This window comes from Marinobacter sp. M1C, from assembly GCF_023314135.1.
Lineage (GTDB): Bacteria > Pseudomonadota > Gammaproteobacteria > Pseudomonadales > Oleiphilaceae > Marinobacter.
In genome coordinates this window covers 2,564,796-2,583,262 of the sequence record NZ_CP092289.1, presented here as the reverse complement: position 1 = coordinate 2,583,262, position 18,467 = coordinate 2,564,796, and the positions used below count along the sequence as shown (strand labels likewise).

Sequence of the window (18,467 nt, the reverse complement as noted above, 5' to 3'; positions counted from 1 at the left end):
ATTCTTAAAGAGCTTTCTCCCAAGAACTTTTTATTGCGCGTTTGAGCCCAGCTGCTTTAACCGTTCCGGCAATTCCAGGGTAATTTTTGACTTCGCCAGCGGGCAGTCGAATTGCAGATAATACGCCAGCAGTTGCAAGGGTACCCCAGCGGCTGATCCATACAGCCTGTCGGCCACAATCGGGTGGCCAATACTCGCTAAATGGCGGCGAATCTGGTGTTTTCGACCGGTTTCAATGCGCACATTTACCCTGGAAGTACTGGCCTTAGTGTCAACGGCCCCCGTATTGACGACGCTAGTTGTGGTGGAATTGATATTGATGGAACCGGTATTGATAGAACCGGTATTGATATAAAGAGTACTCACATGGCTAATCGCGGCTTTACCGTCAATTTCGCCGTCAATCGTTTGCTCCTTCACACCCAGCACGCCTGTTACGTCTGCCAAATATTGTTTGATGATTGTGCGCCCGGCAAACAGTTGTGACAGTGCCGCAGCGGCTTTTGAATCGTGAGCAATCAGCATCAAACCCGCGGCGTCGGCGTCCAAGCGATGAATCAAAAAGCAGGGTCGGTTTAACTGCACCTCGGCCACTCGCAACAAACTGCAGTGATCACCCCACTGCGAGCCCTGGGCCAGTAGCCTGTGGGGTTTAAACCACACACTGTAGCGGCCCTTGTCTTCCAGCAACTCAGCCTCTGGCGCCTTGCGCGCCAGAACCGCCTCGTCATAGTACAACTGCATGCGGGTGCCCGCTTTCACGTCGCGCTTGGCTTTGCGCAACCGCACAATCTTTCCCTTCAAGGTCCACCAGCAAGCGCCTTTCGCCATGGCGTCTTTGATACGCTGCTTCGGCAGGCCAGAAGCCTCACTTAGAATGTCCACGGCCAAGCCGGGGGTTTCTACGGTGATATCGACGGTGGTACGCATGGGCGGGCCTGATAGAAAAGTGAGCCGCCGATTATAGAAGATATGGCTGGCTAGACAAGCAGGGGACGCCAAACCGGGGACGGATTTCAAATCCGTCCCCTATCATGCCGACCCCCAGTCCGTTGATTTCTGGTTCCGTCAGCTAAAACACCAGCACCAGCGTAAATAATCCGTAAATGCTCGCCTGATGTCTGGTTATTTAAGCCGATCAGGTTAGGCTATGCCGCTTGCTTACGATTTTTGAGGTTTGAAGTTGTGGTTTCATCAAAGTGGTCTTTTTCTCGTGTTCTTGTCGTTCTGATTTTTGTTGCTGTGCTTGTGGGTAGCGCCTTTTGGGCGTATCGCCACTCTTACGCTGCAAGTAATAACACCGCTGACGTGACCACTACAGCCGTCAGTCGAGGGGACATTGACGTTTTGGTGAGCGCCACCGGCGTTCTGGAACCCAGCAACTTTGTGGATGTGGGCGCGCAAGTATCCGGACTGCTAGACGCGATTCACGTCAGAGTGGGCGAACAAATCAACAAAGATCAGCTGCTGGCAGAAATTGACCCGACCATCTATCTGGCCAGGGTAGATGCCAATCGTGCCCAACTAAAAAATCAACAGGCCCAGTTGGCCGATCGCAAAGCCCAGCTTACCCTTGCCGACATACAGTTCCAGCGCCAGACCAACCTGTTCCGTGAAGACGCCACCACCCGGGAAAACCTGCAAATTGCCGATGCCTCGCTGGCGTCTGCCAAGGCTCAGTTAGCTATGTTGCAAGCGCAACTGGAGCAGACCGCATCTACCCTGCGTGCGGAAGAAGCCAACCTGGATTACGCCCGCATTTATTCCACCATGGAAGGCACCGTCGTATCCATCACTGCCCGCCAGGGCCAAACCCTGAATACGTCACAGCAAGCACCGGTGCTGATGCGCATTGCTGATCTGTCGAGCATGAAAGTCCGCGCCCAAGTGTCTGAGGCCGACGTGGGCAGGCTAGCACCGGGCGACAAGGTGTATTTCACCACTCTGGGCGAACCTGGCAAACAGATTTATGGCCAGCTGGATTACATCGAACCCACGCCCGAAGTGCTCAACAACGTGGTGTTGTACAACGCGTTTTTCAGCGTGCCCAATGAAGCAGGGCGTTTATTGCCCAGCATGACCGCTCAGGTATTTTTTGTAGTGGAACAGGCGCGTGACGTATTGAGGGTGCCCGCGGCGACCGTTGTGGGCGGTCAGGTTTGGTTGCAACAGGGCTCTGGCGAGCTGGTAGAGCGCAAAATTGAGGTAGGCATCAGCAACCGTATTTATACCGAGGTTCGCGACGGTCTGGCCGATGGCGATCTGGTGGTCACAGGCGGAGCTCCATCAATGGAAGCAGCGTCTTCGGGCATGGGTGGGCGCTCACGGTGACAGCTCCGCTGATTGAATTACGCCAGATTACCCGAACCTTCGGCGAAGGCGACTTGCAGGTGCCTGTGCTCAAGGGCCTAGATTTGAGCATTCAAGCCGGGGAATTTGTCGCCATTATGGGGGCATCCGGGTCTGGCAAATCCACCTTGATGAACATTCTTGGCTGTCTGGACGTGGCAAGCTCCGGGCACTATTTATTTCAGGGCAAAGACGTGTCCGGGTTCAAGCGCGACGACCTGGCTCGTGCCCGCCGCGAATCCTTCGGCTTTATATTCCAGAGCTACAATCTGCTGCCGGGCATAAGCGCGTTAGACAACGTTGAAATACCGGCCATCTACGCCGGCCTTGGCAAAAAACAGCGCCGGGAGCGATCCACCGAATTGCTTGGTGAGCTCGGGCTAAGCGATAAATTGCTCAACACCCCGGCCCAGCTGTCGGGCGGGCAACAGCAGCGGGTATCGATTGCCCGGGCGTTAATGAATGGCGGTCAGATTATACTGGCGGACGAACCAACCGGCGCCCTCGACAGCGTCAGCAGCAAAGACGTCATGCGGCTGCTGCAAAGCCTGTCAGACCGCGGTCACACCGTTATTCTTATTACCCATGACGCCAAAGTCGCCCAGGCGGCAGATCGCCAGATCACCATCGCCGACGGGCTGATTACCCACGATACCGGCGCCGTTCAAGGCAACGCTGATGCGTCAGAAACTCCCCCGGCCGCGCAGCCCATGGCTAAAACAACCGACGTTAGTGGCGCTTCCGGTTGGTTTGAGGCGCTAAAAAGCGCGGTGCATTCCCTCAGCACAAACCTGTTCCGTACGGCGTTGACCCTTTTGGGCATTGTGATTGGCGTAGCGTCGGTGATCACCATGCTGGCGATCGGTGAAGGCGCACGCCAAGACATTGTTGACAGAATCAGCGCTATGGGCAGTGACCTACTGCTGGTGCGCCCCGGTGGTCCGGACCAGAGGGGTGGACGTTGGAGCGTCACCACCCTGGTGCCGTCTGACTACCACGCCATTCGAGACATACCCGGCATTCGCGCAGCGGTTCCGGAAGTCACAGGCGGCCAAACCCTGCGTTTCGGCAATCGCGATCACCAAACCGAAGTGAATGGCACGGCCTACGAATTTCCCGCCGCACGGCAATGGTCCGTGGTCGCCGGTACCTTTTTTGACGAAGCCGACGAAAACCGCTACGCCGCGGTGGCGGTGTTGGGCAAAACCGTGGCCGAATCTTTATTTCCCGAACAAAGCCCGTTGGGCCATTACCTGATGGTTAACAACGTTTTGTTTCAGGTCATTGGCGTAATGGAGGAGCGCGGGGCTTCCCCCTGGGGTCAAGACCAGGACGACGTTGTGCTGGTGCCTTACACCACCGCCAACCTGCGCATATTTGGCCAAAATTATCTGCGCAACATCACCGTTGCGGTGGCAGATTCCGCCGACATGAACGCGGTGCAAGACCAGGTTCACAGCACCTTACTCACGCGCCACGCCAGCGAAGATTTCCAGATTCGCAATATGGCGTCGCTGATCGATACCGTGTCAGATACCCAAGACACCCTGACATGGTTGTTGGGTTCCATCGCGGCCATTTCGTTGCTGGTGGGTGGCATCGGCGTGATGAACATCATGCTGGTGAGCGTGACCGAACGCACCCGGGAAATTGGCATCCGTATGGCCACAGGCGCGCGCACCCGTAACATTCTTCAGCAGTTTTTAACCGAGGCCTGGCTGGTGTCGGCCATTGGTGGCGTTATAGGCGTCATCCTTGGCATAGCAGCAACTCAAATCGTAGGCTGGCTTGACACACCCGTTGTGGTCACCGTGTTCCCCATGGTGCTGGCGTTCAGCTGCGCCTTTGGTACCGGGCTTCTATTTGGCTATTTGCCCGCGCGCAAAGCCGCTCATCTGGACCCCGTCCAGGCCTTGGCCGCGGAGTAATTTTATGATCCATCGCTCACAACACACGTTGCGTTTGGCACGGCTGAAACGGCGCCTGGCCCAGCCTAAACGGCGACGGACATCCGGCATCTGCGTTTTAGCGGCCTGCTTGGCCCTGGCAGGTTGCGCTACTCAGATGGCCACAACGGCGGTCGTGTCGATGGACGGCGCGCCTCTACACGCGTTGGCTTGGGCGCCAGAACTGAACTCGAGTGCTTTAAGCGGGCTAGCCGTCACCGACCAACAATGGTGGCAGGCCTATGGCGATCCCAACTTGTCGGCGTTGATTGAAAAAGCGCAGGCGGCCAACCCGGACTTGGCCATTCTGGCCGAGAATCTGGTACAGGCCGATCTACAGCTGCAGAACGCCGGCGCCAGCCTGCTGCCCGGCATTGGTTTAAGCGGCAGTACTGGCGAACAAACAAGGCGCCCAAACGGCGACGACTGGCGCAGCAGTGGGTCCACTTCGGTATCCGCGTCTATCAGTTACGAGGTGGATCTATGGGGCAGGCTGAGCGCAGCAGAAAGTGCCGCCAGCTTCCGCCGAGATGCCAGCGCTTTTGATTTCTCCGCCGCGCAGCTCAGCCTTTCCGGCGCAGTGGCCAGTAACTGGTTCCAATTGTTGGAGTTACGCCAGCGCTTGAACATCGCCCGGCAAAATCTGGAATTGGCAGAGCAAACCCTGCGCATTGTGGATGTGCGATACCGCAACGGCGTTGCCGCCCGTTCCGAACTAGCCCGCCAACGCACCGCCGTGCTGGTGTTGCGCAACGCCTTGCCCACGCTGGTGTATGGCCTGCGCCAGAGCGAAGCGGCACTGCAGGTGCTTAGCGGCGAACCGCCCTGGATGGTAAACGCAGATGTGCCAGCAGGGGCTTTAGAACAACTCAGTATTCCAGACATTAATGCAGCATCGCCCGCAGAGCTGATTACCCGAAGGCCAGACCTTGCCGCCGCCGAAGCCCGCTTGCAGGCGGCCAACGCCGACATCGCCCAGGCCCGAGCCGCGCTCTTGCCGGCGGTGTCATTAAGCGCGGCTCTGGGACTCTCTTCTGATGGGTTGTTCAGCCTTTCCAGTCCGCTGACGACTGCGAACGGTTTGCTTGCCCTTAGCCAAACCCTGTTCGACGGTGGCGCGCGAAGCAATAATGTGGCGCTCAGCGAATCGCGCCAGGTTGCCCTGGTACAAAATTATCGCTCATCTCTATTGAGCGCGTTTTCAGAAGCGGGAGACGCCATGGCGCGCATCAATCTGTATCGGGAACAGGAACGGCGACTGGCGGAAATTGAACAGCAGGCCGATGAAACCCTGCGCTTAAGTGAGGTTCGCTATCGCCAGGGCGTAGAAGATCTGATTACTCTGCTGGACAGCCAGCGCACGTTGTTCGATGCCAGAGTGCAGCGCAGCGGAGCGCGGCTGAATCGCTTACTGGCAACCGTGGATTTGTACAAAGCAGTCGGCGGTGGCTTTTAAGCCGCCGCCGTGGCACAAAAAACGTGCGGGAAGGGCAGTGTAACGAATCAGGCCGGCTCGAAGCGCTGCTTCAGCCACGCGTTGATGTCGTTGGATTCGTACAGCCATTGGTGGCTGCCGTCCGCTTTGGCAATCCGCAAGCAGGGTACTTTCACGGCACCACCGCCGGCTAAAATTTCAGCGCGGTGCTCAGTGTTATGCTGGGTGTCACGCAGTTCAATATTCAAATTCATGCGCTTGATTTCTTTACGAACTTTGACGCAGAACGGGCAAGTTTTGAATTGATACAGCGCCAGCTCCTGGCACGCTTCGTCTACTTTCTGTTGCTCCTGGGCGCTACGCTGCACTGGTTTGCCACCTCCGATTTGCTCGTTGAGCAGTACAAACGGGGTCAGAATAAGCCGCAAAGTGCGGAAAAAATAACGAATAACAATTCTCATGGAATAAGCCTTGGCGGTCAGTATTAAAAAATAACCCGTAATTATTTACGATCAATTCGCAACTAAAGATCGACAGGGTATCAGATTTTTTGCGCTTCGCGCAGAATCCTGTGACCATTCCGAAAATGACAAAGCAGGGTGATATGGGCATGAACAGCCGCTGGCGGGTAGGCATCGATCTTGGTGGAACAAAAACCGAAGTCATCTTGTTAGACGGCGCCAACGAAACCCAATTTCGCGCCCGCATCTCAAGCCCTCAGGGAGACTACGAAGCCACCCTGAATGCTATCAAAGAACTGGTCGAAGCCGCTGAATTACGGGCCGGCGAAGACGCACTGCCCGTAGGTGTGGGCATTCCCGGCTCCGTGTCGGGCCTGACAGGTTTGGTCAAAAACGCCAATTCCACCTGGCTTAACGGCCAGCCCATGGCCGCTGATTTAACCCACCTGCTGCAACGCCCGGTCTGCCTGACGAATGACGCCAACTGCCTGGCCTTGTCTGAAGCCAGCGACGGCGCAGGGCAGGGCTACAAAGTGGTGTTCGCGGCCATTCTGGGTACCGGCTGCGGCGCTGGCATCACCGTTAACGGCCAGCTGCTCACAGGCCCAAACGGCCTTGCGGGCGAATGGGGCCACAACCCACTGCCATGGACACCACAAACAGAACTAAACCAGCGCCCGTGCTTCTGTGGCCGCTTTGGCTGCAACGAAACCTTCTTGTCTGGCACCGGGCTGGCCCTAACCCATCGTTTGCTGTGGGAAGAGCCGTTGGATGCCCGAAACATCGTTGAGCGTTTTCAAAACGATCCCCGCGCTGCCCGCTCACTCGACGATTACGCAGATCACTTGGCCCGCGGCCTGGCGGCCGTCATCAACTTGCTTGACCCAGACGTCATCGTACTGGGCGGCGGCATGTCAAATGTACCGACCCTTTACGACGAGTTGGCAACGCGTTTGCCGACGTACGTTCTCGGAAGTGAGTGCGAAACACCCATAAGACAAGCGATACACGGCGATTCCAGTGGCGTCCGCGGTGCCGCTTGGCTCGCCCAAGACAGGGGACGGATTTAAAATCCGTCCCCGCCCCCTAGCTCCGGCTTTTTCGCAGCGAAGCTCGAAGAGCCGAACTGAGCACGCCCCAGCGGTTTACGATCAATGCCGCAAAGATCAAACCGCAGCCGGCCAGCTGAACTGGCGTCATGATTTCATCAAACCATCTTGCCGCGAACAAAGACACCCAAACCGGTTCGATCACCAGAATAACGGCACCGTGCCTATGCGCAGACAAGCTCTGTGCATAGGTTTGGGCAAGAAAACGCCCTGCAGTGCCCACAATTGCGCTGGCAAGAATCCACCAGATCAGAAGCGGTGGCGGGTTACTGAACGTTGGCTGCCACGATTCTGTCATGAGCGATTCCACCAAAGTCACCAAGCCGACGGTAAGCAGAGCAATAGCCGTCAGTGGAAGAGCGGGAATGCGCTGTTTTTCGATGGCGTTGCCCTGCCGATTGATGGCAATGCGCTGATTCGCGGCGCGGGTGTTCAATGTAAAGTACAGCGCAAAAATAAAAGCCGCCATCGCGAAAAAAATCTGCGCAGGCTCTGGCTGAAAACCGTTTCGAAGTGACAGAAGTGCCAGCCCGGCTACCGCGACGGGAATGGCAAGCCAGGTGCTTGCAGGTTGTGCCTCTTTAAAAAGGAGGCGAGCAAGGATGGGAACGATCACCACGCCCAGGCTGGTGATGAAAGCACCTTCACCCATGCTGGTGCCATGAAACAACCCCATTACCCAGAAGCTCATGGCAACGCCGAATACCAGGCCTACACCCAAACTGCGTTTAACCTGATCCCCACTCAAACGTGCCAGTGACCGGTAAGCGAAAGCCGCCAAAAAGCTACCTGCGATCAAAAATCTCAGCGCCATAAACAACAACGGTGGCATAAGCAAAATAGCTTCTTTAGAAAATATCCAGCTAGTGGCAGCAAGCAGCGTAACACCAACCAGAATCAGGTCAGATTTATGGGCGTTGGTCATGGTGTGGCTCGGCTGTCAAAAGAGAGGGGACAGATTTAAAATCTGTCCCCAGTTTGCGAGTAATGTATAGTTTGCGAAGTAAAAAAGGAAGACGGCTGATGGTGGTGCTCGTCAAAGTGCACTCCGATTTAAGAGTCACCTAAGTAAAACTCACCTCGCCCGCCACCACCTCAGAACAGCACACGCGATTTCGCCCTAAAGCCTTGGCTTGGTACAACGCCTTATCGGCTCGATTAACGGCGTTTTCCACCGATTCCACGGCGGTATTCACTTCCGCAACGCCTATGCTTACGGTAATACGCACGTCCAATCCATCGCCGGCATCAACGGCATGCCTTTCAACGCCCCTGCGAATACGTTCGGCACAACTCCGGGCTTCTGCGTGGTCAGCGCCGGGCAAAAGAATCATAAACTCCTCGCCGCCAAACCGGGCGACCAGATCCCTGTCCCGGCTGTACTGTTGGAAAATGACCGCTATGTCCACCAATACCAGGTCGCCAACATGATGGCCGTATTCATCGTTCACCGCTTTGAAATAATCAATATCAAGTGCAATAACAGATAAAGCTTCCCCGGCGGCTCTCGCCTTTTCAACCATATACTCACCCTCAGACATGAAATGTCGGCGGTTATAAAGTTGAGTGAGCGGGTCGGTAGCCGCCTGCTGTTTGAATTCATTCTGTTTGGAGCGGATATCCTCCAGCATTTTTATCCGGTAGGAGATGATGAACGCCAGTGTTAGTGCTTCCAGCACAATGCCAATCCCGACACCATGGCTGTTTATATAATTCGGTTCGACCAGGCCCTTGTAATACAACACGGCAACCCCGTTGAACACCACAAAGAAAGTGTGGCCAACAAGAAAGAACTTCACCAAAGGGTGTCCCTTACGCAACAACGAGATACCTACCGAAAAGGTCACAACCATTAACAGCGCCGCGAGGCTGGCTGCGGGTTTCATTGCCCCTACAGGATCAAACAGGCCATACACTAGTGTGATGACCAACAAAGCCAGCATGCCCTGCAGCACGCGGTGTTCGGTGCGGTAGAACTCTCGCGTCTCGAAAATCGACATCATGAACAACAACAGAAAAATCGGCATGCTGATAAGCGCCAGATTCAACACGAAAACGGCATCGCCGTAGACATTGAACGCTTTGCCAAGCAGCCCGTAGGAGAGCGCAATCCACGCCAGGCCCGAGATCAGATACAAAGAATAGAAAATGTTCTCGCTTTTGCTGGTGGCAAAGTACAAAAGTGCGTTGTACAAAACCATTGCCAACATCATGCCCACCAACAGCGCGATATCCAGGTGACCACCAACGAGTGCTTGGCGAGATCGCTCATTGTCGTAGATTTCCAATGAAAACCATTGGTGCGAATACACATGGCTGCGAACATAAACAACCACGGTTTCTCCCAAGGGCACCGTGAACGGATAGATCACCGTTCCCTGGTACATCATGGGGTGATCACTGGCATCGTTAAGGTCAACCGATGCCTGGTCAATCAGGTTTTGAGAACGCTCTTGAAAGATATCGACTGAACGCACGTGATAAGCACTGGGCAAGTGCAGAAAAAGAGCCCTTGCTTTCAGGCTCGAATTGCGCAGAGTAAATCGGAACCAGGTCACGGCCGCATTGGTGCCAAGCGAGGTGCTGCTGGTCGTCTCCTGAAAGGTCTGCTCACGAACCTCCTTGTAGCTCAGCGACTGAGAACCGTCAGTGAAATACTCAACTTGAAAATCCGTTAACCGAATCGCTTCCTGGCCGATATCCAGAGTCGGCGACGCCTGAGCAGCAAAACTCGAGATAAACAGCAACAAAAAGCACAAAATCATTCGGTAGGTGGCCATTGAAGGGGTCCTTGCACCTGCAAAACTTGGAGCTTAGCACCTGCGGGGCAATTCCCCACATCAACATGGAAAGAAAAGGGACAGATTTTAAATCTGTCCCTGGTTTTCAATCCCCAACCTTCAGACACAAAAAAAGCCACCAGGCTCGCGCTCTAAGTGGCTTTTATTGAACTAAATAATGGTAGGACCAGGCAGATTTGAACTGCCGACCTCTGCCATGTCAAGGCAGCGCTCTAACCAACTGAGCTATGGTCCTGTTTTGCAACGCAGCGAAATATACTGATTTGGCTGCGATGCGTCAACTCTTTATTGGCTTAGGCTACAAGCCCTTTTTGTAGATGTTTTCATACACATAATTGGTCGCTTCTACAAAGCCGTCTATGCTGCCGCAGTCAAAACGGCGGCCTTTGAATTGGTAGGCCAGTACGCAGCCCGTTTTGGCTTGTTCCAGCAGGGCGTCGGTAATTTGTACTTCACCGTTCTTACCAGGCGGTGTGCGCTCCAGAATGTCAAAAATATCCGGTGTCAGAATATAACGGCCGATGATGGCCATGTTGCTGGGCGCGTCTTCCGGTGCAGGCTTTTCCACCATGTCTGTTACCCGGAACAGGCCGTCTTTCATGCACTCGCCCGCAATCACACCGTACTTGTGGGTTTCGTCGGCGGGCACTTCTTCAATGGCCACAATAGAACAGCGGAATTGGCTGTAAAGTTTGACCATTTGCGCCAACACGCCGTCTTCGCCGTCAGGCCCCACGCAGAAGTCGTCGGCCAGCACCACGGCGAAAGGGTTATCGCCCACCAGGTTGCGCCCGGTTAGAATCGCATGGCCCAGGCCCTTCATTTCGCTTTGGCGGGTAAAGGCGAAGGTATTGTGGTCAATCAAATCGCGGATAGAGGTCAGCAATCCTTCTTTGCCAGAGCCCGCAATCTGGTGTTCCAGCTCATAGCTGATGTCAAAATGATCTTCAATGGCGCGCTTACCCCGACCGGTCACAAACCCGAATTCGTGAATCCCGGCAGCTGCCGCCTCTTCAACGCCGTACTGAACCAACGGCTTGTTAACGATAGGAAGAATTTCTTTGGGCATGGCTTTGGTGGCGGGTAAAAAGCGGGTGCCATAGCCGGCAACGGGAAACAGGCACTTCTTGATCATTTCAGCGTCCTTATGAAAGTCAGTATTGGCAAAGTTTACCGAAGTTGATGCCTAAAATGCAGTGTCCATCAAAGAATTCATCTCACGGCTAGTCTATAGTGTGGCAGTTCAGCACGCTGGCAGATTTGGCGCAATAGGCTGAATGTTAATAAGTTATTTAACATTGTGTAATAACTTGTTGAAAAATCAAATTATTAAAGTTTTCAATTTTGAGGGTTCAGGCTAGTCATAGGAATTCTCATGGCTTATGGTTCCCCTTCAGTTTTTGTTCTGTCTGCCAAAACCTCGGAATTGCTTGTGCTATTGCTTCGTCTTATATTCTCGATTATCGGTTTATTTGCCAGTACCTGCGGACTGGCCCATCCCGCTGCTGCTGCAGGGCTGTGGTCTGCTTTGTCTGTTACCGGTAACAGCACGTTATCGGATGATGAGATGAACGGCTCGCTGGGTGTCAGTGCCGACGGTCTGGTGTTCCGCGAACACTTGCTGGGCGTGGTTTTTGACCGCAACAGCCGAGCCCTTGAAGGCGCCAGTCGCGAATCGCTGTTCGCCAGCTACAGTTTCCCCTTGCAAGGCAATTACTTTGCATTTAGTACACGCAACAATAGTCGTTACAGCGATCAGTTATCAGGCACGTTGCGCGAGCAAGTGCATGTGTTGTCAGACGAAACCGACTTTTCGGCGCGGCGGGCACTTTTTGGCTGGCAGGGGTTGCAATTCGCCAGCGTTCTGCGCCATAGCACCCGCGAAAGTCGGCGCATGCAGCAGGGCGAGTGGGCTGAAACCACCGCTGCACAGGTATCGTCGTTGGGGGTGAGTGGCAAGCGCGAGTTAATACAGCTTTACGGTTGGAATGCCGCAACAATGGTCACTTTCTCCCGCGGGCTGAGTATAAGTAGCCGGCAGGCACCCACCCAGGGTGGCTATCGAGATTCTGATAATTTTTATAAGATGCTGTTGAGTGGCTCCCTCGGCCGCGAACTGAACGACTGGCATCTGGGGTTAAGCGGGCGCTATCAGGCGGCCACCGATCAACTGCCTGCGGCAGAGCAAATCCGCGTTGCCGGCTCGCAGCTGCTGCAGGGTTTCGCTGGCAGCTCGTACACGGCCGCATCCGGTGGCTGGCTGCGAATAGATGCCGATACACCCGGTGTTAATTTTCCTTTTGTCAGTGGCGTTCGCGCCGGGGCGCGGTTGTCGTTACTGCGGGGCTGGGCAGATGTTCACAGCACCCGGTATAATCAGTATCTGAATGCCGACGCCGGCGAACTCTCACTGCAACTCAGAACCCGCTATCTGCGCGCTAGCACGTCAATTGGTCGGATACTGGGCGACTCTCCGCTGCTCCCCGATGCCGGAAATTCGCCAAACTTCCGTTTCTCCCTGACGGTCGATATCTAACGCCTTAATTCCGCTCGGAATTGCTCCGGTTTGGTTAGTGGAGAACCCCTTACATCGTTGTCACATAAAGCGCATCAACACCGTGGTGTTGTATAGTCATAACAAATTGAATTGAACTCAGGGAATACCAGCCATGCTTGCAAGGACATCCCGTGTTGTAAACGGGTGCGTTGTCGTATTTTGTCTAGGCGCCAGCGCTCCGGTTTGGAGTTTTGGTTTTGCCGATGTCACCGAAAAAGCTCAGGCGCTGGCGCAAACACCGTACAAAGCACCCAGCGCGGTTCCTGAATTTTTAACCGCATTGCCTTACGACCGGTACCAGTCAATCCGCTTCAAGACCGAAGTCAATCTTTGGCGCCAGCCGGCCAGTGCGGGCAAAAAGCACTTTGAGGTCATGATGGTGCCCGCCGGCAGCGTATATCAGCACGCGGTTACCTTGAATGAAGTGGATCAAGAGGGCGTAAGGCCGCTGATTTTTAATCGCGATAACTTTACTTACCCGTCCCCCGATCTGGCCAAGCGTATCCCCGCTGATTTGGGTTACGCGGGCTTTCGGCTGACCTGGCCGTTACAAGCATCGTCCGCAATCAAAAATCCTGAGCGCCAGGGCAACCAGTTCCTGGTGTTCGCTGGCGCCAGTTATTTTCGCGGCGTTGGGGCGGATAACGGTTTCGGCCTGTCAGGCCGGGGCCTGGCCATAAACACCGGCTTACCTTCCGGCGAAGAGTTTCCGGCCTTCACTGAGTTTTGGTTAGAACGGCCAGCCGCCAACGCCGCCACCATCACGGTTTATGCCCTGCTAGACAGCCCCAGCGCGACCGGCGCTTACCGCTTTGTGATCACCCCGAACACAGCCACTGGCATTGAAGTCAGTGCCCGTCTGTTTGCCCGCAGCAATATTGACCAGATTGGCTTGGCGCCGCTAACGTCTATGTTTTATTACGGTGAAAACACCCGCCAGCCAGCGGGTGAATGGCGGCCGCAAGTTCACGACTCTGACGGCCTGCTGATACAGGATGAAAAATCCGCAGAAGTGACCGAGTGGGTGTGGCGGCCATTACTAAACCCCACCAGTTTGAGGATGAACTTTTTTCAAGTGACCAACCTGAAAGGGTTCGGGCTGATGCAACGCGATACCCGCTTTGAGGATTTTTCAGACGCAGAAGCCCACTACGAAAAGCGCCCGAGCGCATGGGTCGACAATACCGACGATTGGGGCTCAGGCGAAATTGTGCTGGTGGAAATCCCCACCTCCTCAGAAGCCAACGACAACATCGTGGCCTTTTGGAAACCGCGTCAGAAAATCGAGCAGGGCGCAGAACTGAATTTCCAGTACCGCCTTAGATTCGGCGAACACACCGCCTTCGACGGTGATATTGGCCGCGTTGTGGACACCTGGGTGGGTGCTGGTCGAACCAATGGCGCCAGCCAGGACGAAAATAATCGCAACCTGGAAGGTACCTGGCGGGTGGTCGTCGACTTTGAGGGGAAAACCCTGAACGCCGCCACTGTTCCGGTTATCAGCGAAGTGGGTACCAACGACAGCGCCGAAATACTGGAACACTTTGTAGAGCACCTGCCAGAGCAGGGCATCTGGCGCCTGTCGATGCTGGTTAAGCCTGCACCCAATAAGGACACATCCCTAAGAGCGCGATTATTGGCAGGCCCGAATGCGGTGTCTGAAACCTGGTTGTATCAGCTGCCTGGCTTAGCCCAGGCGAGGGAATAAACGTGCAGCAGCTACCGTGCCAGAAGGCACTGGACCGGGTAATAGCCTACCTTCGCGGCAGTGGAATCAAACCGGGTGTCAATGAATGCCGCACCGCGCTTGAATTGGTTGGCCACGCTTTGCAGCAGGCCCCTGATGGCGATTATCTAAAGCTGGTTATGGAGCTGCTGCCCCAGTATTTCGAGTTGCCACAACCAAAACTGTCGCTTGAAGCCGGGCCAGAGCTACTCAGGGGAAGCATGGGTTATGAGTGACCGGGTCCCCAAGACACTCTGGCGCTGGCGCACAGTAGCCAGAATAAGGCGCAGCTTGCTGGCGCTGCTGGTATTCGGCCAAACCGCGGTGGCCAGCTATTACTTGCTGTGGATCATGCCTTACCACGGCGGCACCTCGCTGGAAATCGGCCTGCTGGTATTATTTGCATTGCTCTACGCCTGGATAGCCGTGGGTTTTTGGACCGCGGTGGTCGGATTTGTGTTGCGGCTGATGGGTGGCGATAAGCACTCCCTGCTGAACCGCTACAGCAGCGATGACCTGGAACACACCCCGCTGGTCAAAACCGCCATTGTGCTGCCCGTGTACCACGAACCGGTGCACTGGACGTTTAGCGGGCTGAAAGCGGTGTATCAGGAGCTGGAGCGCAACGGCCAGATTGAATACTTTGAATTTTTCATATTGTCAGACAGCCGCAACCCGGAAATATGGCTGGAAGAACAGGCAAAATGGCATCAGTTATGTGACGAGCTGGGCGCCCACGGCCGGCTGTTTTACCGCCGCCGCGGCGTTAACCTGAACTATAAAAGTGGCAATGTCGCCGATTTTCTGCGGCGTTGGGGTCGACTTTTCAAATACATGGTGGTGTTAGACGCCGACAGCTTGATGAGCGGGCGTACCATCGTGCGTATGGTTCAGTTGATGGAACGCGAGCCCCAGGTCGGCATACTGCAAACAAACCCCTCCATCATTAACGGCCAGTCGCTGTTTGCCCGCCTGCAACAGTTTGGCAATCGCCTGTATTCTTCGCTGTTTGCGACCGGCCTTGCCGCCGTACAAATGGGCCATGCCGCTTTTTGGGGCCACAACGCCATCCTGCGGGTAGAGCCGTTTATGCAGCACTGCGGTTTGCGCAAATTACGCGGTTTTGGTGTGTTTAAAGGGCCGATCATGAGCCACGACTTTGTCGAGGCTGCCTATATCGGCCGCGCCGGTTACGAAGTCTGGCTGGAACCCGGTCTGGGCGAGAGTTTTGAAGAGTCACCCCCCACGCTGGCGGATGAACTGTCACGAGACAACCGCTGGGCCAAAGGCAATCTGCAGCACCTGTGGATTCTGTGTTTCGGCCGTCGCATCAACCTGGCGCACCGTATGGCGTTCCTCAACGGCGTAATGGCTTACGTGGCCTCGCCCCTGTGGCTGGCGTTTCTGGCGTTAACCACGGTGGCCGCCGCGCAGTTAACGTTGTCGCCCATCGAATATTTTCCAGCCGGCCACGAAGGGCTCTTCCCGCTGTGGCCGGAATGGCGGCCAGAGTGGGCGCTTACCCTTGCCCTCAGCACATTGGCGTTGTTGTTCGTGCCAAAATTTCTGGCCATTATCGACGCCATCATTCACGGCTTAGCCAAAGGCTTCGGTGGCCCTTTGCGGCTGTTTTTAAGCGTGTGGGTAGAAATTGTATTCTCGGTATTACTGGCACCCATCCGCATGCTGGCCCACAGCCGGTTCGTCATCGCGTCTTTGTTAAACGTCTCCCTAAGCTGGGCCGGGCAAAACCGCACGGAAGAAACCGGCTGGCGCGAAGCGTTAATAACCCAGGCACCGGGATTAATAATTGGCGGTAGTTGGGCGGTGTTCGCCTGGTGGCTAGATGTCAGCTTTTTCATTTGGTCGCTGCCCGTGGCTGTGCCTTTAATACTGGCGGCGCCCACCTCGGTGCTGCTCAGCCGGGTCAGGGTGGGCCAAGCCATACGCCGCGCCGGGCTGCTACTGATTCCTGAAGAGCTGGCACCGCTGACGTTGCTGAAAAATGCCGCTGAAAATCGCGCCCAGCCGGCCAGCCCCTGGAGCCTTGGCCACTTTGAACAGGCCGTTCTGGTGCCGCTGGTTCACCAGCAACAACTGGCGCTGGCCAGGCCGGACCGCCATTCCAGGCGCGCCAAAAGGCTCAACGGCCTGGTGGACCAATGCATTCATACCGGCCCGACGGCATTGAATAAAAAACAAATCAGCGAATTGTGCGAAGACAGAGTGGCCCTGGCCGAGCTTCATCGCCGTGCCTGGATTGCGCCAACGGACAGTTATTGGGGCCAGGCGATCGCCCGTCTTTAACAACTGGCCCGTCTTTAACAATTAGATAGTGACGAATAACGGACTCAACGAACAACTGACTATCGACCAACAACAGAACATCGACAACCTACCACTCCGACTTGAGAGGTTTAATAATGCACCGTCGCTCTCTTCTAAAAGCCGTATCTGCCGCTACTGTTCTGGGCCTTTTACCCATGCCGGCCTGGCTGCAGGCGAGTGAGGTGGCTCGCAGCACAAAATACAGTGGGCCTTTTGATTACGCCTGGCTCAAAGGTCACGCTCGTCATCTGGCCAGCAAAGCCTACCAGCCACAAACCAGCGGCATTCCCGCAAGCCTGAGCAACCTAAGCTGGGATGATTATCAGTCCATCCGCTTCAAGCCCCAGGATGCGCTTTGGCGCAGCGACGATCTGTTGTTTCAGGTGCAGCTTTTCCATCTTGGCTTGTACTTCAAAAAGCCAGTGCAAATATTCGAAGTGGATGGCGGTATCGCCCGGGTTCTGGAATATCGTCAGAGCAACTTCGACTACAGCGGCGAAGAGGCGCTGGGTAATCTGGAACCGAATCTTGGTTACGCAGGCTTTCGCCTGCATTTTTACACCAACTTTCAGTTAGATCTGGCGTCTTTCCTGGGCGCCAGTTACTTTCGTGCAGTGGGCGAATCCATGCAGTACGGTTTGTCTACCCGCGGTTTGGCCATAGACACGGGCATGAGTAGGGAAGAAGAGTTCCCCGATTTCACCACCTTCTGGCTCGAGAAACCGGCCCCCGGTCAGGACTTCGTCACCGTTTGGGCCTTACTGGATTCTCCCAGCGTGACCGGCGCCTATGCTTTCCGGATTCAGCCCGGGCAAAATACGGTGATGGATGTAGATGTAGCGCTCTACCCACGCAAAGCCATCGAGCGGGTGGGCATTGCGCCGCTAACCAGCATGTATCAGGTGGGCGAAAACGATCGCCGTATGGCCTACGACTGGCGTCCGGAAATTCACGATTCAGATGGCCTGGCGATTCAAAATGGCAACAACGAATGGCTGTGGCGGCCGTTGATGAATCCCCGCAACGTTCATGTCAGCAGTTTTGTTGACAATAATCTGAAAGGTTTTGGCCTTTTGCAACGCGACCGTAACTTTGAGCACTACCAAGACGACGGCGTGTTTTACAACCGCCGGCCCAGCGCCTGGATCGCGCCAAAAGGCGATTGGGGTCCAGGGCAGGTAATGCTCACTGAAATCCCCACGGGAAACGAAACATTCGACAATATCGTGGCGTTTTGGAACCCGCAAAAGCCGTTGGCTGTTGGCAAAGAACACCTGTTTTCCTACACGTTGACCTGGGGTGAACAGCCACCGGTGCAGCCCGACAAGTTGGCGCAAGTGCAAGCCACCCGCACCGGACTTGGCGGCGTTATAGGGAAGCCTCGGGACATATTTTCCTGGCGTTTTGCGATCGACTTCGGTGGCGGTGGTTTGAGTATGTTGGGGGCCAATGCCGAGCTGGAAGCTGCCATCAAAACCAGCAGTGGCAAGGTAGAATTAGTGTCTGTGCGCCCTCTGGACTCGATTAAGGGCTACCGCGCAATGTTTGATTTGGTGCCCGGTGAATCGGGCGGTTCCGTCGACATTCGTTTGCAGTTGATGCTCAGCGGGCAACCGGTCTCTGAAGTGTGGCTTTACCAGTACACGCCGCCGCCGGTGGACGAACAAGCTCGGTTTTTAGAATTGTAAAGCGTCAGAGATGGCGTCTTATACTGAAGGATTGTTGACAATTCGTGTGAGGGCGCGTAATTTCGCA

At 55.2% G+C, this 18,467-nt stretch carries 14 protein-coding genes and 1 tRNA gene; 9 read left to right on the top strand and 6 right to left on the bottom strand.

Annotated elements, in window-relative coordinates:
• Positions 1–30: 30 nt before the first annotated feature.
• Positions 31–930, bottom strand: coding sequence for an RluA family pseudouridine synthase (locus tag MIH19_RS12100; RefSeq protein WP_249005126.1), 900 nt, complete (start codon positions 928–930; stop codon positions 31–33).
• A gap of 255 nt (positions 931–1,185) precedes the next feature.
• On the opposite strand from MIH19_RS12100, the gene MIH19_RS12095 reads away from it, so the two are divergent.
• From MIH19_RS12095 to MIH19_RS12085, 3 genes are read left to right on the top strand one after another with little or no spacing between them, the layout of a single operon-like run.
• The gene (locus tag MIH19_RS12095) at positions 1,186–2,331 is read left to right on the top strand and encodes an efflux RND transporter periplasmic adaptor subunit (RefSeq protein WP_249005125.1); all 1,146 of its coding nucleotides are present in this window, start codon (positions 1,186–1,188) and stop codon (positions 2,329–2,331) included.
• Complete coding sequence (locus tag MIH19_RS12090) at positions 2,328–4,277, top strand: MacB family efflux pump subunit (RefSeq protein ID WP_249005124.1); 1,950 nt, start codon at positions 2,328–2,330, stop codon at positions 4,275–4,277. Before MIH19_RS12095 ends, MIH19_RS12090 begins: the two co-directional genes overlap by 4 nt.
• 4 nt (positions 4,278–4,281) lie before the next feature.
• On the top strand, positions 4,282–5,751 hold the full coding sequence (locus MIH19_RS12085; RefSeq protein ID WP_249005123.1) for an efflux transporter outer membrane subunit: 1,470 nt from the start codon (positions 4,282–4,284) through the stop codon (positions 5,749–5,751).
• Positions 5,752–5,798: 47 nt separating this feature from the next.
• On the opposite strand, the gene MIH19_RS12080 is transcribed toward MIH19_RS12085, so the two are convergent.
• The gene (locus tag MIH19_RS12080) at positions 5,799–6,191 is read right to left on the bottom strand and encodes a glutaredoxin (RefSeq protein ID WP_249005122.1); all 393 of its coding nucleotides are present in this window, start codon (positions 6,189–6,191) and stop codon (positions 5,799–5,801) included.
• Positions 6,192–6,301: 110 nt separating this feature from the next.
• Here MIH19_RS12080 and MIH19_RS12075 point away from each other — a divergent pair, with 110 nt between their 5' ends.
• The gene (locus tag MIH19_RS12075; protein WP_249005121.1) at positions 6,302–7,261 is read left to right on the top strand and encodes an ROK family protein; all 960 of its coding nucleotides are present in this window, start codon (positions 6,302–6,304) and stop codon (positions 7,259–7,261) included.
• Positions 7,262–7,277: 16 nt separating this feature from the next.
• Here the strand turns inward: MIH19_RS12075 and MIH19_RS12070 are convergent, their stop codons facing one another.
• From MIH19_RS12070 to galU, 4 genes are all read right to left on the bottom strand, one after another.
• Positions 7,278–8,225, bottom strand: a complete 948-nt coding sequence (locus MIH19_RS12070) for a DMT family transporter (protein WP_249005120.1) — start codon at positions 8,223–8,225, stop codon at positions 7,278–7,280.
• A 139-nt stretch (positions 8,226–8,364) separates the two neighbouring features.
• On the bottom strand, positions 8,365–10,080 hold the full coding sequence (locus tag MIH19_RS12065) for a diguanylate cyclase (RefSeq protein ID WP_249005119.1): 1,716 nt from the start codon (positions 10,078–10,080) through the stop codon (positions 8,365–8,367).
• Between the two features lie 179 nt (positions 10,081–10,259).
• Positions 10,260–10,336 (bottom strand) — tRNA-Val (locus tag MIH19_RS12060).
• Positions 10,337–10,399: 63 nt separating this feature from the next.
• Positions 10,400–11,236, bottom strand: a complete 837-nt coding sequence (galU, locus tag MIH19_RS12055) for a UTP--glucose-1-phosphate uridylyltransferase GalU (RefSeq protein WP_249005118.1) — start codon at positions 11,234–11,236, stop codon at positions 10,400–10,402.
• A gap of 240 nt (positions 11,237–11,476) precedes the next feature.
• Here galU and MIH19_RS12050 point away from each other — a divergent pair, with 240 nt between their 5' ends.
• The 5 genes from MIH19_RS12050 (at position 11,477) to MIH19_RS12030 (ending at position 18,400) form a co-directional block, all read left to right on the top strand.
• Positions 11,477–12,637 (top strand): ShlB/FhaC/HecB family hemolysin secretion/activation protein, encoded by a 1,161-nt coding sequence (locus MIH19_RS12050; RefSeq protein ID WP_249005117.1) that lies wholly within the window; start codon positions 11,477–11,479, stop codon positions 12,635–12,637.
• 133 nt (positions 12,638–12,770) lie between these two features.
• Positions 12,771–14,366 carry a glucan biosynthesis protein G gene (locus MIH19_RS12045; RefSeq protein ID WP_249005116.1) on the top strand — a complete coding sequence of 532 codons (1,596 nt, stop codon included), beginning with the start codon at positions 12,771–12,773 and terminating at the stop codon, positions 14,364–14,366.
• Positions 14,367–14,368: 2 nt separating this feature from the next.
• The gene (locus MIH19_RS12040; RefSeq protein ID WP_249005115.1) at positions 14,369–14,620 is read left to right on the top strand and encodes a hypothetical protein; all 252 of its coding nucleotides are present in this window, start codon (positions 14,369–14,371) and stop codon (positions 14,618–14,620) included.
• The gene (mdoH, locus tag MIH19_RS12035) at positions 14,613–16,691 is read left to right on the top strand and encodes a glucans biosynthesis glucosyltransferase MdoH (RefSeq protein WP_249005114.1); all 2,079 of its coding nucleotides are present in this window, start codon (positions 14,613–14,615) and stop codon (positions 16,689–16,691) included. Before MIH19_RS12040 ends, mdoH begins: the two co-directional genes overlap by 8 nt.
• Positions 16,692–16,807: 116 nt before the next feature.
• Positions 16,808–18,400, top strand: a complete 1,593-nt coding sequence (locus MIH19_RS12030; protein WP_249005113.1) for a glucan biosynthesis protein — start codon at positions 16,808–16,810, stop codon at positions 18,398–18,400.
• The last annotated feature ends 67 nt before the right edge of the window (positions 18,401–18,467 follow it).